General features: G+C 68.2%; 13 protein-coding genes. All 13 read right to left on the bottom strand.

Going from position 1 to position 23,228, the window contains the following annotated elements; all coding sequences use genetic code 11:
• Positions 1-3 precede the first annotated feature (3 nt).
• Positions 4-1,152 (bottom strand): polysaccharide deacetylase family protein, encoded by a 1,149-nt coding sequence (locus ACP59X_RS21830; RefSeq protein WP_428562605.1) that lies wholly within the window; start codon positions 1,150-1,152, stop codon positions 4-6.
• 15 nt (positions 1,153-1,167) lie between these two features.
• Positions 1,168-2,184: a glycoside hydrolase family 18 protein gene (locus tag ACP59X_RS21825; protein ID WP_428562603.1), complete on the bottom strand. Its 1,017-nt coding sequence runs from the start codon at positions 2,182-2,184 to the stop codon at positions 1,168-1,170.
• A 47-nt stretch (positions 2,185-2,231) separates the two neighbouring features.
• Positions 2,232-7,106 carry a tetratricopeptide repeat protein gene (locus ACP59X_RS21820; RefSeq protein ID WP_428562601.1) on the bottom strand — a complete coding sequence of 1,625 codons (4,875 nt, stop codon included), beginning with the start codon at positions 7,104-7,106 and terminating at the stop codon, positions 2,232-2,234.
• 4 nt (positions 7,107-7,110) lie between these two features.
• Positions 7,111-9,081: a polysaccharide deacetylase family protein gene (locus ACP59X_RS21815; protein WP_428562599.1), complete on the bottom strand. Its 1,971-nt coding sequence runs from the start codon at positions 9,079-9,081 to the stop codon at positions 7,111-7,113.
• Positions 9,082-9,137: 56 nt separating this feature from the next.
• Positions 9,138-10,799: a glycosyltransferase gene (locus ACP59X_RS21810; protein WP_428562597.1), complete on the bottom strand. Its 1,662-nt coding sequence runs from the start codon at positions 10,797-10,799 to the stop codon at positions 9,138-9,140.
• 334 nt (positions 10,800-11,133) lie between these two features.
• Positions 11,134-13,338: a polysaccharide deacetylase family protein gene (locus ACP59X_RS21805; RefSeq protein ID WP_428562595.1), complete on the bottom strand. Its 2,205-nt coding sequence runs from the start codon at positions 13,336-13,338 to the stop codon at positions 11,134-11,136.
• A gap of 312 nt (positions 13,339-13,650) precedes the next feature.
• Positions 13,651-14,916: a uracil-xanthine permease family protein gene (locus tag ACP59X_RS21800; RefSeq protein WP_428562593.1), complete on the bottom strand. Its 1,266-nt coding sequence runs from the start codon at positions 14,914-14,916 to the stop codon at positions 13,651-13,653.
• Between the two features lie 72 nt (positions 14,917-14,988).
• Positions 14,989-16,599 carry a sodium/proton antiporter NhaB gene (gene nhaB, locus ACP59X_RS21795; RefSeq protein ID WP_428562591.1) on the bottom strand — a complete coding sequence of 537 codons (1,611 nt, stop codon included), beginning with the start codon at positions 16,597-16,599 and terminating at the stop codon, positions 14,989-14,991.
• A gap of 470 nt (positions 16,600-17,069) precedes the next feature.
• Entirely contained in the window at positions 17,070-17,687 is a 618-nt protein-coding gene (locus ACP59X_RS21790) for a sensor histidine kinase (protein WP_428562589.1), read from the bottom strand.
• Positions 17,688-17,697: 10 nt separating this feature from the next.
• Positions 17,698-18,060: a response regulator gene (locus ACP59X_RS21785; RefSeq protein WP_428562587.1), complete on the bottom strand. Its 363-nt coding sequence runs from the start codon at positions 18,058-18,060 to the stop codon at positions 17,698-17,700.
• On the bottom strand, positions 18,038-19,777 hold the full coding sequence (locus ACP59X_RS21780; RefSeq protein ID WP_428562585.1) for a sensor histidine kinase: 1,740 nt from the start codon (positions 19,775-19,777) through the stop codon (positions 18,038-18,040). Before ACP59X_RS21780 ends, ACP59X_RS21785 begins: the two co-directional genes overlap by 23 nt.
• Before the next feature lie 66 nt (positions 19,778-19,843).
• Entirely contained in the window at positions 19,844-21,070 is a 1,227-nt protein-coding gene (locus tag ACP59X_RS21775) for a response regulator (RefSeq protein ID WP_428562583.1), read from the bottom strand.
• A gap of 22 nt (positions 21,071-21,092) precedes the next feature.
• Positions 21,093-23,222 carry a SulP family inorganic anion transporter gene (locus ACP59X_RS21770; RefSeq protein WP_428562581.1) on the bottom strand — a complete coding sequence of 710 codons (2,130 nt, stop codon included), beginning with the start codon at positions 23,220-23,222 and terminating at the stop codon, positions 21,093-21,095.
• Positions 23,223-23,228 lie beyond the last annotated feature (6 nt).

Here is a 23,228-nt window from a genome sequence, read left to right as displayed (position 1 = left end):
GGGCTACTTGGGCTGGGGCAGGTAGTAGCGGCCGTCGCGCAGGGTGGCCTGCTTCTTGACGGCCGTGGCCAGGTCGCGAAGCGCCACGTAGGCCACGTCCTTGTCCTTGGCCAGCATGGGCAAAAGCGCCTGCCACTGCTCGTTGGTGAACTCGTCCGGGCCGTGGGAATACAGGCAGAGCACGCCGCCGATCTCCTTGATCTTTTTTAAAAACGCCTCGACCTTGGCCCGAAATTCCGGGCTGGCCGTGTCCGTGCCGAACAGGTCGCGGGGCTTGCCGGCGTAGATCTGGTACAGGTCGTAGCCGCCGGGCGCGCCGAGGGCGGCGAAGCCGGCCGTGCCCACGCGGCCGCAGCCCATGCCGAGCTCGCCGGCGATGCCCCGGGACACCGGGTCGCTGACCAGGAACGGATAGACCATGGAGGTGACCGCGTACTGGGGCAGCCCGGTTTTCATGTCGTCCAACGCGCCGGCCATCTCGTAGCGGGCGCTTTGGGCCGTGTCCACGAACAGCGGTACCAGGCCGTTTTTGAAAAAGATGTCCACCTTGTCCTTGCCGGCCAGAAAGCGCGACTGGATGTTGCCGTAGTAGGGGTCGCCCATCTCGGCCGTCACGCCGCGCGTGTCATTCAAGGCGTCCACGAGTTGCTTGATGGTGGGCGTGCGCCCGGCCTCGGACAGGTCGAACTCGGCCAGGGGCTTGGCTGCGTCGTCCACGATCAGGCGCAGCTTGCCGGCGGCGGCGTCCACCACGGCATAGGCCGACTTGGCCGAGGGATGGAAAAAGCGCAGCCGGATGACCGCGCCCGGGGCCACGGCCACGTGGTCGCGGGTGTGGTTGGCCACCTCGTGGCCCTTGGCGATGTGCCCGGCCAGGATGGCGTACTCCTCGGGCGTGGCCTTTTGCGTATTGAGGGCCAGCGTCGCCTTCATGCCGTGGCTGTCGCAGTCCGTGGCCAGGCGCGACCACAGCTCCAGGTTGGGCAGGTCGTCGATGACGATGGCCACGTAGGCCTTGGGGCCGGGGCCGGGCAGGGGCACGCCCCGTGTGGCCGGGGTCAGGCCCTGGGCCAGGGCGAGGGCGGAAAAAAACACCGGACCCAGACAGCAAAGCGCCAGGCCGCGACGGCAGGTGGCGAAAAACGACTGCACGGCAATATCTCCCTGTTAATGCCTGAGGGTTGCCAGCCAGGAGAACAGCGACGGCGTGTTGCCGCCCAGACGCCACACGGCCAGGCGCGTAAACCCCGCCGCCTGGCCGGCCCGCCACAACGTGGCCAGGGTCTCGCCGTCGGCGTACCAGACGTCGTGGTTTTGCCCCTTGTCGTCGCTGTAGCGGGAAACGAGGTAGCCGTCCGCCGGCGAGCGCGTCGGGCGGACGTTTTTTTGCGCCACAAGCGTTTGGGCCTCGGTTTCGGTCAGCTGCCTGGCCGCCTTGGGGCCGGTCCAGTCGAAGCCGCCCGTGGCCAGGGCCAGGCTGGTGGCCGAAAGGGCGCCGATGGCGCGCAGGGCGGCGGCCTGGTCGGCCAGAAATTCCGGCGTGGCCTTGGGGCCGGGGCCGGAATGGAAGCCGAAGAGGTTGTAGCCCATGAGCACGTAGCCCGGCCCCGTGGGCAGGGGCGAGGCGAGGTAGCGCCGCTGGGGCTGGAGCAGCACGGACAGGGCCAGGCCCTCGGCCTGGGTGCGGCGGTAAAGGGCCTCGACGAAGGCGAGGAAATTGGGCCAGTCGGCGGCGGCCACGTTCTCGTAGTCGATTTCCAGGCCCGGGAACTTGTGGCGCTTGGCCAGGGCGACCAGCGCCTCCACGTGGCCGGCCCGGGCGGCGGGCGTGGCCACGAGTCGCGAGACCAGGGCCGGGTCCTTGAGGAGGTTGCCCTTGCCCGTGGGCGTGGCCACGTCGTTGACCACGGTCAGGTAGACCTTGGCCGGGCCGAAGACGCCGGAAACGTCGGTACCGAGGATCCTGGCCCATTCCGGGGCCAGGGCCGGCTGGTCGCGGCTGTCGAAATTGGCGGAAAAAACGCGCACGGAATCGAAAAGCCCCGGGTGGGAGCGCCATTCGGCCAGGCCCCGGGCCAGGTCCCAGTCGGCGATCCAGGCCGTGACCGCCCCGTCCGGGGCGGCTCCCCGGGCTTGCCCCCGGGCCGGGCCTGGGGAAAGGGCCAGGAAAAGGGCCGCGCACACGAGGGTCGCCGCCAGGGAAGAACCCCGGCGGGCGGCCCGCAACTTTTTCAGAAGGTGTAACTTATTCCTGCCCATGCTTCGCTTAGGGTATAGGTGGGGGTGCTGAAGTACGCGTACTTCAGCGACAACTTTAGCCGTTCCCGCATGGTGATGTCCATGCCCAGGTTGGCCCGCCAGATGTTGCGCCAGTCGTTGGTGCGGTCGCGGGAGGGGCCGTAGCCGAGGCTCCCGTTGACGTTGAACCAGCGGGTGGGGGAGTAGCCGAAGGTGCCGTAGGCCAGGTGGGTGACCAGGCTCATGGGCGCCCAGTACTGGGGCGGGCTGCGGTCGCTGTTGGCGAACTGGAAGGCGTAGCCGAGCGACACCAGCGGGAACTCGAACAGCCGGGCCAGCAGCCGGCCGTCGATGGAGCCGGTGTTGTTGCCGTCGGTGCGCGAGATGCCGTGGATGTTTAAAAACAGGTCGTAATAGTCAAACAGCCGGTTGTGGGTGAAAAGGCTCAGGCGGTTGGCCATGATCTGGTCGGTGATGGCCTCCACGGTGTCGATGCGTTCGTGGGCGGCCTGCAGGTCCCAGGTGCCGTCGATGGGCAGGCCCTTGGGCGCCAGCGGCCCGTGCACCGTGGCCATGCCGTTGAGCCAGGTCGAGGGGCCGCCGTCGGTGTTGGTGAGCTGCCCCTGGGCCTCCAGCCAGAATTCGGGGTAAAAAAACCAGCGCGCCCCGACCACCAGGTCCTCGCCGTCCAGGTATTGGGTGCGCCGCGAGGTGAGCACGCTGTAGAGGTCGTCGGAGGACAGGTAGCCGTTTTCCAGGGTGTTGGCGAAGGCCTTTTGCATCTTCCCTTGGCGCTGGTAGCTGTCGATGGACCATTCGACCCGGCCGGCCCTGGCGAAGACCACCAGGCTGTCCAGGACGTGGACCTCGCCGCCGAACCCCCACCACCAGTAGTGGCGGTTGTCGCTGTCCCACCAGGTATCCAGGCTGGCCTCGACCTTGGGCCGGGTGCGCAGCTTGGCCCGGTCCAGCTGGATATGGGTGCGCGGGGCGTCCGGGGCCGCTGCCACGGCCTTTTCGGCCCGGGCCACGGCCACGGGGTCGTCGTGCATGTAGTAGGCGTTGACGGCGTGGTGGTAGGTCAGGTCGGCCGGGTTGAGGCCAAGCTCCTTGGCTTCCTTGAAATAGTTCTCGGCCTGGCCGAGCTGTTCCTGCCAGGAATAGACCTTGGCCAGCTCCAGGGACACCTGGCGCATGGGGTTGGTCTGCTCGAGCAGCCGGGTCAGGCCGGCCGCGTCCAGGGTCGGGGACACGGACTTGGCCGCGATGGACCGGGGGTCGGACACCGGCGTCCAGTAGCCTTCGGGCGTGAGCTCGAAGGCCATGGGGAAGGCCTCGGTCACGACCTTTTCGTAGGCCTCGCGGCCCGCCTGGCTGGCGGCCAGCACATCGGACGGGCCGTCGCCGCCGGGGTAGAAGAAGATCGGCCGGGCGTCGCCGAGGATGGTGCCGTCCGGGTCCAGGGCGCGCAGCCGGGCTTGCAGCCGGGCGGCCGGCGTGGCCTCGCCCGCCGCGCCCTCGGCCGCGCCGATGCTGTTCCAGAGGTTGGCCGAACCGGCGCCCGTGGCGTCCTCCTTGGGCGGATTGTGGTCGGTCAGGGCCAGGGACCAGCGGCCGTTGCCGGCCAGGCGCCGCACCTGGGCCGCATCGGGCATGTAGGGCGTGCCCGGGACCAGGGATTCGCCGCCGACGATCAGCACGGCCTTGCCGCCGACCTCGGCCAGCAGGGCGTCGATTTTGTCCAGTACCGGGCCGGCGGTGCGGTCGACCAGGACGAGCACGGCCGGGTGCAGGTCGGTGTTGCGCTGCTTGAGGGCCTCTTCGCCGGCCGGCCGGGCGGCTACTTCGGCGGGGTTTAGAAACGTGCCGCCGGCCCCGGCCACGGCCCGCAGGTGCTCGGCCATCTGCGACAGGCGCAGCTTGCCGGGCAGTTCGGCCTCGCGCACGTCGGCGTAATACAGGCACAGCACGGGGCTGCCCGGCCCGAACTTGCGGATTTTTTCCAGGGTCGGGTAGGCCGGCCGGTAGTCGTGGTCGGCCGCGGCGGCGATGGCGTATTGCAGCCGCAGGGTGGCGTTGTCCGGGGCCACGGTCATGAGCGTCTGGGCCGCCTCGTAGGCCTTGGGCGCGTTGCCGGTGTACTGGTGGATGTTGAAGATGCCGCGAAGCGCCGGCAGATAGGCCGGGTTTTTGTCCAGCAGGCCTTTGTAGTGGGCCATGGCCTCGTCGTATTTCTCCTGGTCGAGCAGGGCCTGGCCGTACATGTTCTGGATGGTGACCGAGGCCGGGTCCTTTTCCAGGTAGCGCCGGGCATAGCCCTCGCAGGTGGCCGGGTCCCGGGCGAATTCGGCCGCCTCGGCCGCCTGGCGCAGCAGTTCCTGGTCGCCTGGCACCTGCGCCAGCCCGATTTCGGCCTGGCGGATGGCCTCGCGGTATTCGCCGAGAGCCAGCAGGGCCTCGCAGACGATGCCGCCCAACAGCGGTGAACCCGTGGCGGCATAGGGCGTGGTCAGGGCGGCCACGGACTCGGCGTAGCGGCTCTGGCGGTTGAGCGACAGGCCAAGGCCGGACAGATAGTCCACGGAGCGCGGATTTTCGGCCAGCATGGCCCGGTACAGGGCCTCGGCCCCCTTGGGGTCGCCGAGGTCGAGGCGGGCGGCGGCGGCGGCGCTCATGATGGTCTTGTCGCCCTTGGCCACTTGCGCCTCGAACCAGGCATCGGCCTGGCGGGCGGCGTCGTAGCGGTTGGCCCCCACCAGAAGGTTGATCACGCGAAGCCGCAGGGTGGGATCGTTGGGGGAAAGGCCCAGGGCGGCCTGGAAATGGGGCAGGGCGGCGGCGGGGTCGCCGTCGAGCAGGGCGAATTCGCCCAGGGCGAATTCCCTGTCCAGGGGCGAGGCCTTGGCCAGGGCGGCGTCCAGCAGCCGCTTGGCCTCCTCGGCCTGGCCCTGGCGTTTTTTGACCAGCGCCAGGTAGAGCAGGGCCTGCCCCTGGCCGGGATCGGCCTGCAAGGCCCGTTGCAGGAATCCGGCGGCCTCGTCGAGCTTGCCCGTGTTCCACAACACCTTGCCTGCCCCGGCCCAGATCGGGGCCATGGCCTTTGGCGCGACGCCGGTGGCCCAGGCTGGCGGGGTGAGAAAGGCAAAGCCGGCCACGAGCTGGTAGTCGACGAGGGTGCGACTGATGCGCTGGTAGACCTCGCCGGCCAGGGCCGGGGTCAGCACGCCGCGCACCAGCTTGCCCTCGGCGTTGAAGCCGGAAAAGGGCGCCTGGCCGAGCCCCCCGGCCGGCAGGGCGGCCAGGGCGCGCAACTTGTCCAGGGCGAGCTGGGCCTGGCCGCTTTGCAGCCCGGCCATGGCCGAAAGCAGGTCGGGGTAGGGGCCGGCCGGCCCCTTTTCCAGCACCTTGCCCACCAGGTCCCAGCGGTTGGCCACGGCCAGGGTCCAGGCCAGGCCCAGGGGCGTGACCTCGGGCGCGTACTTGCGCAACAGGGCCATGGCCTCGTCGAATTTGTTCGTTTCGATCAAAAGCGGCACGATGCGCGACAGCAGGGGGTCGCCGGCCGTGAGGCCCTCGGACAGGGACTCCTTCCAGAACGAGACGGCCGCGTCGGGCCGTTTGGCCGCCCACAGCTTCCAGCCCACGTCGCGAAGGACCACGGCCTGGAAGTCCGTGCCGTCGATGAGCCCGCGCACGGCGTCGATGATCGGCTGCGGGTCGCCCTTGGCCCCGATCTGGCCGACCATGGCGTCGGCCAGTTCGATGTACTGTTCGCGAAAGGGCTTGCGGTTTTGGATCTGGCCCATTTCCTCGGCGGCCAGGGCGTAGTCGCCGGCCAGCTTGGCGACCATGGCCAGGCCGAAGTGCAGGCCATCCTGGCCGGGTTCGGCCCGCAGCCGGGCCTCGAAGGTGTCGGCGGCCTGGTCCTGGTGGCTGGCCCGCAGCGCCAGCAGGTACTGGCCCTGGTAGAGGGGGTTGTTGGGGTAGAACTGGAGGCAGCGCTCCAGGAAATCGGCCGCCTTGGCGTAGTCCTTGGAGACAAGCCGGGCGTCGGCGATCCAGCTGGCCCACAGGCCCACGTCCGGGGCGTTGCGCCACTGCGTTTCCCACAGGTCGGCGGCGGCGGCCGGGTTGCCCTGGTTGTAGTGCACCCAGCCCAGTTCGCCGGTCACGGCCACGGGGTCGTAGCCGTGGGCCATGGCCTTTTCCAGCAGGTCGTGGGCCAGGCCCAGCTGCATGCCCCCCAGGGCTTCCTTGCCGGCGTAGAACTGGAGGGCAGCGATGGTGCCCTTGCGGCCGTCCGGCACCGGCGTGGCGGCCAGTTCGCGCAGGGCGGCCGGGTCGCCGGCGGCGTAGCCGGCGGCCAGCTTGGCCACCAGCCTGGCGTCGGCCGAGGCCGGTTTCCAGGCGGACAAAAACCGGGCCAGGTCGGGCTTGGCCTTGGGCTTGGCCAGCAGGTCCTCGATGAGGGCGGCGGCCATGTCTTCGCTTACGCCCGAAACGTAGCGGTCCAGGGCTTGCTGGCCCTTGCCGCCGGCCTGTTCGTCCAGGCGCAGCAGGGCCGAAAGCTCCAGGACGTTGTTTTCGACGTTTTGCGGTTCCACCTTGAGCGCCACGGCCAGGGTGTCGAGCGCCCCGGCGTAGTCCTTGGCCCGGACCTGCAACGTGGCCTTTTGCCGCCACAGGGGCGGATAGGCCGGGTCCTGGGCCAGGGCCCGGTCGACCATGTCCATGGCTTGTTCCACCTGGCCCCGGGCGGCGGCCTGCTGGGATTGGCGCAGCAAGGTGACCACCGAGGCGTCGGCGGCGGACAGGGCGCTGGGCGTGGCCAGCACGAGCGCCACGAGAAGGAGCAGTGGTCGGATCATGGCGCTACCTTTTGACCTCGTACGTGACGGCCGTGGCGTCGGCCGGACCGGGAATGCGGAAGAGCATGCGGGAGCGGTCGTAACGGTTCTTGAGCCTGGCCATGTCCGGGTTGTCCTCGGCCGGCGGGACGTCGAAGAGCAGCCAGTCCGGGGCCAGGGGCGCGTCGCTGGCGGCCAGGCGGGCGACCGAGGCCTCGCCCAGGCGCAGGGCCACGGAAAAGCCCTTGGCCGTCAGCGCCTTCACGAGGTCGGACAGGGCGTTGAGGTCGGGGAAGGCTTCCATGGGCAGCACGAAGCCGCGCAGGAGCTTGGCGAAGATCAGGGCGGCCGGGGCCTTTTCCACGAAGGCCACGGTGTCCAGGGCCTTGGCCGCCTCGGCTTCGGGCATGTCCAGAAAGACGCTGACGCCGTCGGCGGACACGGCCACCAAGGCCGAGGCGTCGCCCACGGGGTCGGCGGTCAGGGCCGTGGACGGCAGGATCATGGTGGTCAGGGTGCGGGCCTCGCCCAGGGCCGCGTCGTGGATGTCGGCCACCTGGAGCCAGCGCGGCGGGAAGGTGGTCAGGCGCAGGTCCGTGAAGGAGGCGGTGCGGGGCGGCTTTTCGCTAAGCGCCCCCAGGGCGAAGAAGCCTCGACTGGTATCGGCCGTCAGCGGGATGGGATAGGGGCTGGCGTTTTTGCCGTCCACGCGCAGCAGCAGCCGGTTGGCCTTGACGCAGGCGTCGAGGTCCACCGGGCCGTCGTGGTCCAGCGGCAGGACGTACTGGAAGATGGTGTTGAGCGAGGTGCCGTTTTTCTCCTGGACGAGCACCCTATCGGCGGTGACCTGGATGCGGGCGAAGGAGCCGGCGTCGCGGTAGCGCAGGTAGATCAGCCCGGCGCCCTTGGGGCTGGGCTCGACCTTGACCTGGCACAGGAAGTTCTCGAAACCCTCGGAGCCGCGCAGCCTGGCGAAGGGGTCCTTGCCGTCGCCGTCGCTGACGGTCAGGCGCTGGCCCTCGGCCGCGATCTCCCCGGAGGCGACCTGCCACAGGCCCTGGCGCACCGAATCGGAGAAATCGAGGTAGCGCGACCGGGGCAGGCGGGATTCGATCTCCAGGACCAGCCGGTCGGCGGTCCAGTCCGGGCCGACCAGCAACCGGGTCAGGGCGCGGGGGTCGCTCTCCCGGGAATTGTAGGTCTCGCCCACGCGGGTGAAGGCCACGGGAAAGGTGGCCTTAAGCGCCTCATCGATGGGCTTGGCCAGTTCCGGGGCCAGGCTGACGCCCAGGGTGTTGGCCGGCTGGAAGTCGTAGCCAAGCGGCGGGATGCCGGTGGCGTCGGCGATGGACTGGTAGGCCAGGCGGAAGTCCTCGGCCACCCGGGCGTCGAAGGCCTCCTGGGTCTCGGGTGGCTGGCCGTCGGCGCCTGTTTTGAGGGCCGTGAGGTAGTGGGCGTAGCCGCCCTCCCGGCTGACGTTGATCAATTCGGCGTGGTAGCCCATGGAATTGACGTCCCAGTAGGGATTGGTGGCCACCTTGCGGATCTCGTCGGCGCGCATGAAAAAGCGGTTCCAGCCGGTCAGGTGGCTGCCGTAGAGGTAGAGGGAGGCGTGGAAGCCGATTTCCTGGAGCACGGGCTGGCTGAACAGTACGCTGTCCTTGCGGCCGCCTTCGAACATCACGTAGAGGGCCTTGTCGGGCAGGGGCTTGCCGTTGGTGTAGAAGTCGCGCAGGTCGGCGGTGGTGACGGCGGTGTAGCCGGCCTTGGCCAGGGCGGCGAGCTGCTGGCGCAACTGCGTCTTGGTGACCAGGCTGTTTTCCTTTTCGTCCACGGTCAGGCCGCCGTAGGAGATAGCCACGAAGCCGTCGCGCTGGCTCCAGGCGGCCCGGTCGTGGGCCGGGGGCGTGCCGCGGCTGAAGGTCGTGTGGTAGACGAAAAAAGCCGCCGCGCCCAGGATGGCGTACTGCAAGGCGTAACGGATGCATTTCCTCATGGCGTCGATCCCGGGGCTAGATTCCTTATGTGTCCGCGCGACAGGCGCAACGTCGACTAATGGGCTTCCGAGTCATGGGTGGAAGGCCGGGTGCCCCACTCGGACTTCCAGAAGGTGAGCACGGCCCACACGATCTGCCACAACAGGATGAACAGGTAGAAGAAGCAGAAGGGGATGCCGTAGATCCACAGGTTCGAGCGCTTGATGAAGAGATACGACGTGCACATGAGCATGCTCATGAAAAACACGCCCGCGATGTACATGATGGGCCACACGCCGTAGAGCAGCGGCACGACCACGAAGGCCCGCAGCACGATGACCGGCCCCAGCAGCGGCAGGATGAAGCCCAGGTAGAAGGAGATCGCCATGAACGGCTCCTTCTTCCACATGAATTGGCAGGCCCGCAGGGTCTCGCGCAGCCAGGACCGCTTCCAGCGCATCTGCTGGGTGTAGAATTTCTTGTAGGTCGAGGGCACGATGGTGTGGGTCACGGACGTGTGCTGGTAGACCGTGTCGTGGCTGCCCAGGAAGTAGTTGGTGAGGCTGCGGTCGTCGCCGAAGGTGGCCGGCCGGCCCAGGTAGGTCTGGTGCTCCCAGACCTCCAGGTAGCCCATGAGCACATCGCGGCGGTAGGCGGCCAGGGGGCCGGACAGGCAGGTCACGGCGTCGAAGATGCTCTCGGCCGCCTTGAAGATGCGAAAGCCCACGTAGTAGCGCACGGCCTGCATGCGCGTGAGCATGTTGGTCCACTTGTTTTCCACTTCGCAGCGGCCGGTCACCGCGCCGATGCGGGGGTTTTTGAGCGGCTGCACCAGGCGCAGCACCGAATCGGGCTGCAGGAAGCTGTCGGAGTCCACGAAGACCATGACGTCGCCCTTGGCCAGGCGCGTGCCGGCGGCCATGGCATGGCGCTTGCCCCGGTTTTTCGGGAAGACGTGGATGCGCAGGCGCTCGCCCACCTCGTCGTAGACCTTGGCCTTGACCGCCTCCAGGGCGGCCACCGAGCCGTCGGAGCTGCCGTCGTCGACCACGATCACTTCCAGCAGTTCCTCGGGATAGTGCTGGTTGAGGCAGCCGCGCACGGTGCGTTCGATCCATTCCTCCTCGTTGAAGCAGGGGACGATGATGCTCACGCTCGGCGTGAAGTGCATGTCCACGGGATAGGGCCGGTAGAGGGCGGCGAAGAAGAAGCGCGTGATGAGGTAAAAAAGGGCGCACAGGCCGTAGAGGAAGACCGGCACGTCGAACCAGAAGTAGAAGATGCTTTCCTTTTTGATGTACCACACGCCGACCAGGGTCAGCATGATGCCAATCAGCGCCGCCGCTTCGAAATAGCGCCAGCGGTTGCGTTGCAGGTCCTCGGTGATGGTCGTCTGGAACTGGAAGGCCACCTGGCCGGTCTGGCTGTCCACCCGCACCACGGTGGACGGCAGCTTGAGAAAGGACTCGTAGCCTTCGGGCAGGGTGCCGGAGTTCAGGAAGAAGTGCAGTACGACCTTCTGGCCGACTTCCAGCTTCTTGTCCGGGGCCAGCAGCATGCCGCCCTGGGAGATGTTGATGACACTGCCCGAACAGTAGCGGTACTTGTCGTTGGCGGCGTAGACGTCGGCCTTGCCGTCGGAAAAATACCGGGTGTCGTGGCTGCGGCGCGTCGCCCCCTTGGAGGGAATGTCCGGCAGAAAGCGGCGGTCGGGTTTTTCCCGGGGAAAGACTTCCATGATCGTCGTGGCTCCCTGCGAAGCGGCGGGCCGGCGATGCCCTGTCGGGTCGATTGCCGACCGCTGCGTTTCACTTTCTTAATCTCTTGAGCGAATCCGTTTGCCGTTGCGCGCCGGCCGGGTCTGCCCTCCCCCGGACGCAAGGATCGCCCACGGTCCTCCCCGGTGGCGTTACGTGCGAAAAGCTTCTTTTTTTGAAGGAGTTGCCGCACGCCTGGCCCGGCTGGGGGAAAGCATGACCCCCGGCCAAATCCTGGTTGCGGCCGAAAACGCCCTGGCCGGCCCAGGAGGGGCCGTCGCCAGACGGACAACTGCAAGAGAAAGGCCAGCGGGTTTATTGGCTCAGGAGCAGCAACATGAGGACGCTGGGCAAGGCGGCCGGCAGGCCGCCGGAGAGTTGGTAGAGGCCGACGCTCGGCAGCGTGCCGGCCGGGACCAGGCGGCCGGAGAAGTCGGTCATGACCCGGTCGTAGGGGCTGCCGGCCGCCAGCAGCGGCGACCCGGGTTGCGGCCGATAGTCGGCCACGTCGGGCCAGGCGGTGCGCACGTAGACCGAGCCGTCGTGGGACTGGGCGTTTGCGGCCACGAAGGCGCGCAGGTCCTGAAGCGTGCCGAAGGACACCTCGGGGTCGGCCGCGAGCTGCTCGATGAGCGCCCGCCATTCGTCGAGGTCGTATTCCTTGGCGCCGTGGCTGAACAGCGCGATGGCCACGCCCGTGAACTTGGCCCACTCCAGCAGGGCCGAAACGCGTTGGGAAAGCGTGGTGGCGTCCAGGTGGCGGCCCAGGATGATGCCGGGCTGGGTGGCCCACATTTCCAGGACGTCGTAGCCGCCGGGCGTGGGCCCGGCCCAGAAGCCGCCCATGGCGTAGGAGCCTTCGTAGCCGCCCCGGGCGGCGGTGAAGCCGGCCTGGCTCGTGGCCTGGCGGACCTGGGCGTCCACGTCCAGGAAGGGGTAGATGAAACTGTCGCAGGTGTAGGGTGTCGCGCTGCCCGGGGCGCTCAGGTGGGATTCGATGATCGCCTTGGGTACGACGATCTCGTCCGTAAAAAACTGCGTGTCGTTGCGCACGAGGGTGACGGGCGTGCCGGCGGGCAGGGCCTGGCTCGTGGCGTCGAGGTCCTGGGAGAGCACCCGGGCGCTGGTGTAGCTGGTGCCGGGGACGGTGATGAGGCTGGCCGCGAAGCCGGGCAGGGCGGCGATGGCCTGTTGCACGTCGCCGATGGTGGCGTAGGCGGCGCTTCCCAGGTCGTAGGCGGCGACGGTGGCCCCGGCCGCGGTCAGGCGCAGGGTCTGGGCGGCCGTGCCGGCGCTTTCCACGGTCACGGCGGCATCGCTGGCCGCGCCGGTATAGGTGATGGTCAGGAGCCGTCTTTCCGTCAGCACGACATGGTGGGCGCTGTGGGCGGCCACCTCGTTGCCGGCGTTGACCTGCGTTTGGATCGTGGCCCAGTCCTGGCCGGAGACGTTGTCGGCGGCGTCCAGGGCCAGGGTGGATTTGATGCCGCGGGCATTGCACAGCCCGGCCACTTGCACCCAGAAATCGATGTTGGCGGCGTCGTCGATGCCGAGGTTGACCAGGGCCTGGCGCCGGCCGTGCAGGAGCCGGGGCGAACCCGGGGCCAGCGGGTCCACCTCGGTGACATGGGCGCTGAATTTGGCCCCGTCCATGTCCACGGGGCTGCGCGGCTGGGTCAGGCAACTGGTGAGCGTGACCGGGGCTGCGGCCGACTCGGACCAGATGAGGTAGTCGGCGGCGTAGCCGTTGCTTATGAGCAGGCAGTTGCGCAGGTTGGTGCCGCCGGGGAGGGCGGCGCCGGGGGGGCTGTAGAGCACGTAGCCGGAAAAGCCGGCCAGCAGGCAGTTGTTGAAGGAAAGGCGCGAGGCGGTGTTGGGCTGGATGTAGCCGAACTGCATGTCGGCGAAGAGGCAATAGTCGAAGGTCACGTCCGAGGAGCCGGCGTCGATGGTCACGACCTGGCCGTAGTTGACGCCCCGGCGAGCGCCCTGGATGGTACAGCGGGAAAAGGAGGCGCCGCCCGCGCCCACGGAAAGCAGCTGCTGCCCCGGCCCGATGACGCATTGTTCGAAGCTGGGCGTGCCGCCGGTGACCCGGACCGTGGACACGTACTTCTGGGTGTTGGCCGAGCCGTCGAAGGTCAGCCGCCGCCAGGTGGAGGCGTGGGCCACGGACAGCACGGTCTGGCCGTCGGCGGCCTTGACCGTGACCGGGCCGCTGTGCCCGGACGCGGTACTGCCGGTTACGGTCACGCCGGCGCGCCCCGTGGACAGGGTTTCGGCGTAGGTGCCGCCGGAAACCTCCACCACGTCGCCGGACTGGGCGGCCAGCAGGCCCTGGCCGATGGTGGTGAAGGCTTGCGCCCAGCTCGACCCGTCACCGCCCGGGGCGGCGGCGTCCACGTACCAGGTGGCGGCCCGGGCCGGGGCGGCGGCCACAAGCACGAGGCAGGCCAGGAGGGCCAAGCAGGACAGGGGCCTTATGCGGGGGCGGGGAAGGACGAACGCGGGAAAGGGCATGCGGGAACCTCGGATATCGAGGTTTCTAATCGAGCGGGGCGTTTTCGGCAAGCGCGCGGTGGGGACCCGAGAAAAAAACGACCGCGTCCGACCGGGGGTCCCGTCCGGTCGGACGCGGCGAGGAGGGAGACTTTCTTATTTTCTTAATCGGCGCGTTTGCCTTTGTTAACCGCATCGGCCAACAAGGACAGGGCGTAGCAGGATGCAACCACCAGGCAAACAATGACAATCTTTTCGACGAACATTGGGGTAACCTCCGCTTGCCCCATGTCCCTGCATCCCGCGTGCCAAAATGGACCCGCTTGGCCGGCGTCAGTCCGTGTCGGCCTTGCGCCGGGGCAGGGGCAGCACCAGGTTGAGCACCACGCCGGCTACGCCGGCCAGGCCGATGCCCTCCAGGTGCAGCCCGCCCAGGGAAAAGGTCATCTTGCCCATGCCGAGCACGATGATCAGGGCCACGATGACCATGTTGCGCGGCTCCATGAGGTCGGCCCCCTCGCGCACCAGGGAGTTGAGCCCGACCACCATGATGGCGCCGAATAAAAGCAGCATGATGCCGCCCATGACCGGGGTGGGGATGCTCTGGAGCAGCGCCCCGAGCTTGCCGATGAAGGCCAGGCAGATGGCCGTCAGGGCCGCCCAGGTCATGAGCGCCGGGTTGTAGATCTTGGTCAGGGCAACGGCGCCGGTGACCTCGGCGTAGGTGGTCAGGGGCGGGCCGCCCAGGCAGCCGGCCAGGGCCGTGGCCACGCCGTCGCCCAGAAGCGAGCGGTCCACGCCCGGGTTTTCCAGGTAGTTGCGGCCCGTGACCTGGCCGATGGCCAGGATGCCGCCGAAATGCTCGATGATGGGGGCGATGGCCACGGGCACGATCACGATCATGGCGTCCACGGAAAAGGCCGGGCCGACGAAATGCGGCACGGCGAACCAGGGTGCGGCGGCCACGGCCGAAAAATCCACGATGCCGAGGACCAGGCTCAGGGCATAGCCGGCGCCGATGCCCGAAAGGATGGGCAAAAGCCGCAGCATGCCCCGGCCGTAGATGGCCACGGTCACGGTCACGGCCAGGGAGAAGAAAGACACCAGCATGGCCGTTTTCTCGGGGTAGAGCACGGCCGCGCCGTCGCCGGTCCTGCCCATGGCCATGGCCACGCCGACCGGGGCCAGGATCAGCCCGATGACCATGATGACCGGGCCGGTGACGATGGTCGGCAACAGCCGCAGCAGGATTTCCACGCCGCGCAGCCGGATGACCAGGGCCGCCAAAGCGTAGACCACGCCCACGGCGGCCAGCGCCCCCATGGTGGCCGGCACGCCGTAGGTTTTGACGCAAAACATGATGGGCGCGATGAAGGCGAACGACGAGCCGAGAAAGATCGGGATGCGCCCCTTGGTCAGCACCTGGTAGAGCAGGGTGCCCAGGCCGGCGCAAAAAAGGGCCACGTTGGGGTTAAGGCCCGTCAGCAGCGGCACCAGGACCAGGGCGCCGAAGGCCACGAACAGCATCTGGGCGCCCACGGGAAATTCCCGCAGCCGCAATTGGTAATCCCTTCCCCGCCGGATTTCTTCCGCCGCCATGGCCTGCCTCCTTGCGGGCCGTCATCCCGCCCGGGGCCGGTCCCCGGGCGCGCCGTGCGGCCCGGGCATGCCTTACAGCAAGAGCCAGGCGGCGGCCAGTCCCGTCACGGTCATGGTCACGGTATAGGGCAGGGCCAGGCGCACCATCTGGCCGTAGGACAGGCGGATCAGCGGCGCCAGCGCCGAGGTCAAAAGGAACAGGAAGGCGGCCTGGCCGTTGGGCGTGGCCACGCTCGGGATGTTGGTGCCGGTGTTGATGGCCACGGCCAGGCGGTCGAACTGGGCCATGGCGGCCGCGACCTGGGGCTGGGCCTCGGCCGGCAGCCCGGCCAGCACGGCGGCCCGGTCCAGGCGGGCGTCGGTGAGCTTGGCCAGCAGTTCGGCCCCATCCATGCCGAGGCCCGGCATGGCCGCGAACAGTTTGACGAAATGGGCCTTGGTCTCGGTGATGTAGACCGTGGCCACGAAGACGTTGTCGCTGATCATGGAGAGCAGGCCGTTGGCCAGGTAATAGGCGGCGGTCTGGGACTTGCCGGAAAGGGACAGCACGTAGCCGGTGATGGGGGCGAACAGGTGCTGGTCGTGGATGACGGCCACGATGGCGAAAAAGACCACGAGCAAGGCCGTGAAGGGCAGGGCCTCGGTGAAGGCGCCCCCGATTTGGTGCTCCTCGGTCTTGCCGCAAAACGCGGTCAGCACGATGATGATGGACAGGCCGATGATGCCCACCTCGGCCAGGTGGAAGGCCAGGGCCGCGACCAGATACACGGCGGCGGCGGCCTGGACGAGCAGCGAGGCGCGCTGCCGGTTGGTCATTGCGGCCTCGCGCCGGGCGTCGTCGGCGGCCAGCACCGCCCGTACCCCGGCGGGCAGCCCGTGGCCGTAGCCGAACAGCCCGAAACGCTCGACCACGACGGTGGTGCCAAGGCCCACGGCCAGCACGGGCAGGGAGACCGGGGCGACCTTTACGAAGAACTCGACGAAGTGCCAGCCCATCTCGTGGGCGACCAGCAGGTTCTGGGGTTCGCCGACCAGGGTGCACACGCCGCCAAGGGCCGTGCCCACGGCGCCGTGCATCATGAGGTTGCGCAGAAACCCCCGGAATTCCTTGAGGTCGCGGCGGCAGTCGGTGTCGAGGCCGGCCTCGTCACCCAGCTTGCAGTTCCCGGCCGAGGCGTGGCGGTGGTAGACCTCGTAGAAGCCGTAGGCCACGGCGATGATGACCGCCGTCACGGTCAGGGCGTCGAGAAAGGCCGACAGAAACGCGCCGGCGAAGCAAAAAAGCAGCGACAGAATGATCTTCGAACGCACCTTCATGAGGATTTTCGTGAAGGCGTATTGCAGCATGTCCTTCATGAAGTAGATGCCGGCCACCATGAAGATGAGCAGCAAAATGACCGGGAAATTGTGGGCCGCCTCGTCGTAGAGGGTTTGGGGCGAGGTCATGCCCAAAAGCACGGCCTCCAGGGCCAGCAGCCCCCCGGCCGGCAGGGGGTAGCACGACAGGGCCATAGCCAGGGTGAAGATGAATTCGGCAATGAGCGCCCAGCCCGTGACGAACGGGCCGGCCAGGGCCAACAGCAGCGGGTTGGCCACCAGAAAGGCGGCGATGGTCAGCTTGTACCAGTCGGGCGAGGCACCGAGCAGGTTGGCGAGAAAAGCCCTGGGCAGGGTCCGAGGCATGGAGCGCTCCTTGGGTGCGTCGGGGAATTCCGGGCGCGGTTTCGGGGATGGGGCCGGGCCGTGGCAACAATTGAATTACAATAAAGTAAGAATGTCGCCGGGCCAAGCCCCTTTGAAACCCGGGGCGCCGGGAACCAGGGGGCGCCGTGGCGGCCGCGCCGGCCGCGGGCCGGCGGGAGCGGGCAAGGCCCTGCTAACAGGCGCCGGGCCGGGCCGTGGACAGCCCCGGGGAAGGCCTGCCCCGCAGGCGTTGGGCCAGGGCCACGGACAGGCGGGGAAGGCCCTGCCGTAAGGTGCTGGCGCAGACGACGGACAGGCCTGGGGAAGCCTGCCGTCAGGCGTTGGGCTGGGCCACGGACAGGCCGGGGGAAGGCCTGCCCGTCAGGCGTTGGGCCAGGGTACGGACAGGCGGGAAAAGCCTGCCGTCAGGGTTGGGCCGGCCCACGGACAGGCCGGGGGAAAGCCTGCCGTCAGGCGCCGGGCCAGACCACGGACAGGCCGGCGGCGTCGCGGCAAAGCCGGGCACCCAGGCTGGCGGCCAGGGCGTGCAGGGCGTCGTCGTCGGGCAGGGCGGCCGCCGGGTCCAGGCCGGTCAGGGTCACGGCCGGGCCGTGCGGGGCGTTTCGCGCCGCGACGCGGATGGTTTTTTCGGCCCCGGGTGCGTCCATGGCCCGGTCCAGGCAGGCAGCCAGCAGCCGCACGGCCAGGAAGGGGTCCCCGGCGACGGGCGCGGCCTCGCCGGGTTCGGCGGCCAGGCAGACCTGGCGCATCTCTGCCCGGCGGCGGCACAGGCCCACGGCCAGGGCGGCGGTCTTGGCCAGGTTGACGGACGGGGCTGGCGGGTCGGTGGTGTGGGCGAAGTTGTTGATGTGGGTGAGGATGGCGTCGCCGCGCCGGATCTGCTTGAGCAGGCAGTCGGCGGCGGCGGCCAGGCGGCAGGGGTCGAGCGGCATGCCCCGCTCGGCCATGAGGGCCAAATCGCCCAGGAGCCCGGCCTGCTCGTGCATCACGGCCAGGACGTTTTTGAGTTCGTGGGAGACCGAGGCGCACACGGCCCCGAAAAAGCGCAGGTCGTCGTTGTCCGGCATGGGGGCCTCCTTAGCCCTGCCCGCCGGCCAGGGCGGCCTGGACAGCGGCAATGAGCGCCTCGATGCGCACGGGCTTGACCAGGTAGCCGGCGGCCTCGGCCGAGCCGGCCCGGAAGTCTTCCTCGGAACCATGGCCGGTCATGAAAATGAACCGCATGCCCGGCCGCAGGCGCTGCAGCTTTTTTTTCAGGTCCAGGCCGCTTAAGCCGGGCATTTTCATGTCCAGCACGGCCAGGTCGTAGGCGCCCGCCCGCACCTTGTCGGCGGCGGCGTCGCCGTCGGTGGCGAAGTCCGCCTCGATGCCGCGCAGGCGCAGGCGTTCGGCCAGGGCGGAAACCAGTTCCGTTTCGTCATCCACGAGCAGCAGGCGCACCGTCGTCTCCTTTGGCCAGGGGGAAGGTCACGGTGAAGGTGGAACCATGGCCGAGTTCGCTGGCAACGGCCAGCGTGCCGCCGAGTTCCTGGACCAGCCCATAGGTGATGGACAGGCCCAGCCCCGTGCCCCCCTTCTTTTTCTTGGTGGAAAAAAACGGTTCGAAGATGCGTTTGATGTCCGCGGCCGGGATGCCGCAGCCGTTGTCGGCCACGGACACGGCCACGCTGGCCTCGCCTGGCCTGAAGATGCGCACCCGCAGGCTGCCGCCGTCGTCCATGGCCTGGAAGGCGTTGTTGACGAGGTTTAAAAGGATCTGCTGGAGCTTGCCCCGGTCGGACTCGATGGCCGGCACGGCCGGGTCGGCCGTCACGTCCACGGTGATGCGCCGGTATTCGGCCTCCTTGGTCAAAAAGCTCAAGACCTCCTCGGCGATCTTTTGCAGGCTCACCGATTCGATGTGCACTTCCAGGTGCCGGGCGAACGACAGCAGGCGCTTGGTGATGGTGCCGGCCCGCTCCACCGAGGCCAGGATGGAGTCCACCAGTCCCGAGAGGCGTTCGGGGGAGGGGGGCTCCTTGGAGAAGGTGATGAGGTCCTGCATGAGCCCGGCCTTCTCGTTGATGATCGCCAGGGGGTTGTTGATCTCGTGGGCCACGCCGGCGGCCAGGCGGCCGATGGAGGCCATGCGGTTGGTGTGCTCCATCTGGTGCATGGTCTTGGCCCTTGTCTGGTCGGCCGTGAAGATCTTTTCCACCATGTAGGTGGCGACACCGAGGATGACCACCAGGATGACCAGGACGCTGGCCCCGAGGAAGCCCATCAGGTTCAGGCGCATGGCGAACCAGGGCCGCATGAGTTCGGCCTGGCGCTTGACCACCATGAGCACCAGCGGCGTGCGCTCGATGGAGGCGTAGCCGACGATGAGCCCGCCCTCGGCGTCGGAGGTCTCCACGACCTCGGTGCGCTCGACCTGTTCGGGCACGGGGAGAGTGAGGTGCTCGAAGACCGTGCCGTGGGAGCGGGAGACGGTTTGCAGCACGCCCGCGCGGTTGACCAGGAAGGCGTCGCCGTTGCCGGAGAGGTCGAGGCCGGCCAGGATGTCGTTGATGCGCTGGGTGTCCACCGAGGCGCGCAGCAGGAAATGGCCGCCGCCGGGCATGTCGGCGCGCACGGCGATGATCAGGTGGGGGACGTTGCGAAAGCCCAGGAAGATGTCGCTGATGTAGGAGCCCGAGGCCAGGGTTTCCTTGAACCAGGCCTGGTCGGCGTAGTTGATGCCGAGCAGGTCGTAGGGGCCGACGTAGGCGACCTGCCGGCCGTCCTCGCCGATGACGCCGAGGTCCATGAAACCGCCGAAGGCGGCTTTGAGGTCCCGAAGCAGCGCGGTCAGGTGGTCCTGGGTGGCGAGGCTGTCATAGGTCTGGACGCGGGCGGCGAAACCCAGGGCGGCCAGGCGCTCGTCCAGGAAATAGGTCAGGGTGCGCCGGGTGTTGGAGGTGGTGATGGTGGTGCGGTTGATGTTTTCCTGGTTGACGGCCCGCTTGGTGACGTTGAAGTCGATGACCGTCATGATGCAAAGCGGGGTCAGGGAAACCGCGGCCAGAAGGGCCACGGACAGGCGCCACAGGCGCCTGTAATTGAACAGGCTCCGGTACGGCCCGCCGTCGGCGGCGCCGTCCCAGAAGGCCGGACGCAAGCGATCGATCATCCCCATGGCGCTGTCCTCTCCGCCTGGTCGGATCGCGGCCGCCGGACGTTGGCCCGGCGGCCGCGGGGGGCTTTACGCCCCGGCCTTGCGGGCCTGGACCTTCTCGTTGGCCCGCTTGAGGGTATCGCTTAACTGCTCGATGTCCACGGGTTTTTGCAGGTAGGCAAACGCGCCCAGGCGCATGCATTCCTCGCGGTCGGCCTCGGAGCCGTGGCCGGTGAGGATGATGACCTCGACACCCGGCCGGTCGGCCTTGGTGCGCTTGAGCACCTCCAGGCCGTCGATGCCCGGCATCTTGAGGTCGAGCACCATCACTTCGGGTTCGTCGTCGGCCATCATCTGCAGGGCCGATTCGCCGTCGAACACGGCGTGGGAGCCGACCTCGCGCATGGACAGGCGTTCGGACAGGGTCTGGACGAATTCGCGCTCGTCGTCGACCAGAAGAACCTTGGTCGGCATCTCGAAATCGGCCCGGCGGTAGATGTCGGTCTGGTAGTAGCCCTTGCCGACCTTGGTCACCACGTCGGTGACGCCTTCCACCTTGCCGGCGATGGCGCGCAGTTCGTTTTCCAGGCGGTCGAGGAGCAGGACCTTTTTGTTGATGGTCAAAAAGACCACGCCGTCCTTGGCCGCAACGGCCACGTCGTGTCCCTTGCCCGTGACCACGGTCTCCACCCGGGCGGCCAGGAGGAAGTCGCGGGCGCAGGCCTTGGAGGCCTCGGTGACGCGCACGGCCGGATCGGCCAGGTGCTTGAGGATCAGGGCCGCCGCCTCGTCCACGGTGGTCTTGTCCATGGGCACGACCATGTCGTAGAGGGCCGGCGCCCAGGGGTCCTTCACATCCGTGGCCTGGGCCGCCCACAGGGAGCGGTCCTCGTCGCTTTTTTCCAGGGCGCGCTGGGCCTCGCGGTCGGCCAGCCCGTCCTCCTCGGCGGCCACGGCCCGGCGGAAGGCGGCGTCGGCGATCAGGCACACCCGCAAGACGTGGGCGATGTCGCGCGGCGGCAGCAGGGCGCAGAACCCGGACACCAGCAGGCGCTCGCGCTCCACGAACTCCGTGGCCAGGGCCAGGCGCAGCCAGGAGATGGCCCGCTGTTTCTCGTGGGTGAACTTGTTGAAAACCGAGGTCTTGGCCGTAAAGGCCTTTTCGATTTTCTCGGCGCCAAGCCCCGAGAGCTTGGCGGCCAGACCGACCAGGTCGGCGTCGCGGACGATGGGCAATCCCGTGGTGCCGGCCAGGGCCGCGACGACGGACTCGTCCTTGCAAAAGGCGCCGCTGAAAAGGGAGATGACGGACATGGGTCGCTCCTTGTGATCGTGCTTACGCGCCGGGCAGACGGCAGACGCTGGTCAGGGGGCAGCTTTCCCCGGAGGCGTGCCAGGAATCCTGGTGCACGGCGCAAAGCGCCTGCCCCAGGTCGGGATAGAGGTGGTCCTCGCCGATATGCTCCAGAAGGTGGGTCCGCTTCATGACGTCCATGACGGATTCCTTCACGCCGCAAAGGGAGATGTCAAGGCCGGCGCTGCGCACGCGGTCGACCAAAAGCGACAGCGCTTCCTCGCCCGAGGCGTCCATGTCGTTGATGCCGTCGGCGGCCAGGATGATGTGCTTGAGCGATTTGCCAGACTGCATCCGCTCGGTGATCTGGTCTTCCAGGAAGCTCGCGTTGGCGAAGAAAAGCGTGCCGTCGAAGCGGACCACGGCCACGTAGGGGCACTCGGCCAGCTTGAAGACCGAGGCGTCGCGGTAGGCGCTGTCCTCGGTCAGCGACAGGGAGGCCACGCGCGGGCGCATGCTCTTGTACAGGAACACCAGAAGCGACAGCACCACGCCGATCATGATGCCCTTGTCCAGGTGGGGGGCGAAGGCCAACGTGGCCACGAAGGTGATGATGGAAATGGCCCCGTCGTACCACTGGGCCTTCCAGGCGTGGATGAAGCCCGTGGCGTTGAGGAGTCCGATGACGGCCATCATGATGACCGCGGCCAGCACGCTTTGCGGCAGGTTGTAGAGCAGCGGGGTGAAAAAGAACAGGGCGATGACCACGGTTGCGCTGGTAAACACCGAGGAAAAGCCCGTGACCGCGCCGGCCTGCAGGTTGACGGCCGAACGGGAGAACGAGCCCGAGGCCGGGTAGCTCTTGCCCACGGCGCCGAGGATGTTGGCCAGGCCCTGGCCGATGAGTTCCTGGTTGGGGTCCAGGCGCTGGCCGGTCTTGGCGGCCATGGCCTTGGCGATGGAGATGGCTTCCATGAAGCCCAAAAGCGAGATGATGGCCGCAAACGGCAAAAGCTTGAGCATGGCCTTCAGGTCGAGGCTGGGGATGGTGAAGGAAGGCAGGCCCGAGGGGACGACGCCCACGACCTGGCCGCCGCCGATGAGCAGCAGCTTGTCGGTTTTCAGCGCCGAGTTGCCCACGCGCATAATCCAGGTGCGGCCGTCGGTTTGGGCCCCGGCCGGTTCCTGGCCCTTTTCGTAGAAGGCAAGGCTCCCGCCCGCGCCCGTCACGCCGGTGAGCAGGTAGCGGCGCAGCTTGGCCCGAGAGGCGGCGGCCTCTTTCTGGGCCTTGACCTTGTCCAGGTCGAGCAGGGCGATGTCGTGGTCCACGGCCAGGATGGCCGAGGGGTCGCCCGAGGCCTTGGCCGCGTCCTCGCGCGGGGTGAGCTCGGCGCGCTTGGCGGCGATGGCCGGCAGGGCCGCAGCGGCCTTGTTGAAGGCCTCGATGTCGGCCACCACCTGGGCGGACTTGATGGTGCTCAAATCCACCGTGGCGTTGTGCTCGAAGCCGACGGCCCAGGAGACGGCCGTGGTGATGACCACGGCCACCAGCACGTTGGGGATGCGCGGGTTGAGCTTTTTAAGCCCGAACATGATGGCGAAGGCGGCCGCGCCCATGATAAAGGTCGGCCAGTGGGTGTGGTGCCAGGCGGCGGCCACCACCCGGCCGATGGTTTCGTAGTAGTGCTCGGCGTCGTCCACGGACACGCCGAACATCTTGGACAGCTGGGACGAGGCGATAATGAGCGCGCCGGCGTTGGTGAAGCCGTTGACCACCGGGTGGGACAGGAAGTTGACGACCAGGCCCAGGCGCAGCACGCCGAGAAGGAACTGGAAGACGCCGACCAGCAGGGCGAGCAGGATGGCGTAGGCGATGTAGCCTTCCGAGCCGGCCGTGGCCAGGGGGGCCAGCGAGGCCGAGGTCATCAGCGAGACCACGGCCACCGGGCCGGTGGCCAACTGGCGGCTGGAGCCGAACAGGGCGGCCACGAGCGGCGGCAAAAACGAGGCATACAGGCCGTAGTACGGCGGCATGCCGGCCAACTGGGCGTAGGCCATGGATTGCGGGATGAGGACCAGGGCCACGGTGAGTCCGGCAATGGCGTCGACGCGCAGCTTGGCCATGTCGTAGCCCGAAAACCAGCCGAGAAAAGGAAAGATTCGTAGCAGCATCGGCAT

The organism is Solidesulfovibrio sp. DCME (genome assembly GCF_049995385.1).
Taxonomy (GTDB): Bacteria; Desulfobacterota; Desulfovibrionia; order Desulfovibrionales; family Desulfovibrionaceae; genus Solidesulfovibrio.
Note: the sequence above shows the minus strand (reverse complement) of the source record. Positions and strands in the feature narration are given on the sequence as shown.

What these genes read in the sequence shown, in the direction of transcription:
- ACP59X_RS21820 (WP_428562601.1), bottom strand. Translation starts at nt 7,106, where the DNA reads ATGATCCGACCACTGCTCCTTCTCGTGGCGCTCGTGCTGGCCACGCCC.
- ACP59X_RS21815 (WP_428562599.1), bottom strand. Translation starts at nt 9,081, where the DNA reads ATGAGGAAATGCATCCGTTACGCCTTGCAGTACGCCATCCTGGGCGCG.
- ACP59X_RS21810 (WP_428562597.1), bottom strand. Translation starts at nt 10,799, where the DNA reads ATGGAAGTCTTTCCCCGGGAAAAACCCGACCGCCGCTTTCTGCCGGAC.
- ACP59X_RS21805 (WP_428562595.1), bottom strand. Translation starts at nt 13,338, where the DNA reads ATGCCCTTTCCCGCGTTCGTCCTTCCCCGCCCCCGCATAAGGCCCCTG.
- ACP59X_RS21800 (WP_428562593.1), bottom strand. Translation starts at nt 14,916, where the DNA reads ATGGCGGCGGAAGAAATCCGGCGGGGAAGGGATTACCAATTGCGGCTG.
- nhaB (WP_428562591.1), bottom strand. Translation starts at nt 16,599, where the DNA reads ATGCCTCGGACCCTGCCCAGGGCTTTTCTCGCCAACCTGCTCGGTGCC.
- ACP59X_RS21790 (WP_428562589.1), bottom strand. Translation starts at nt 17,687, where the DNA reads ATGCCGGACAACGACGACCTGCGCTTTTTCGGGGCCGTGTGCGCCTCG.
- ACP59X_RS21780 (WP_428562585.1), bottom strand. Translation starts at nt 19,777, where the DNA reads ATGGGGATGATCGATCGCTTGCGTCCGGCCTTCTGGGACGGCGCCGCC.
- ACP59X_RS21775 (WP_428562583.1), bottom strand. Translation starts at nt 21,070, where the DNA reads ATGTCCGTCATCTCCCTTTTCAGCGGCGCCTTTTGCAAGGACGAGTCC.
- ACP59X_RS21770 (WP_428562581.1), bottom strand. Translation starts at nt 23,222, where the DNA reads ATGCTGCTACGAATCTTTCCTTTTCTCGGCTGGTTTTCGGGCTACGAC.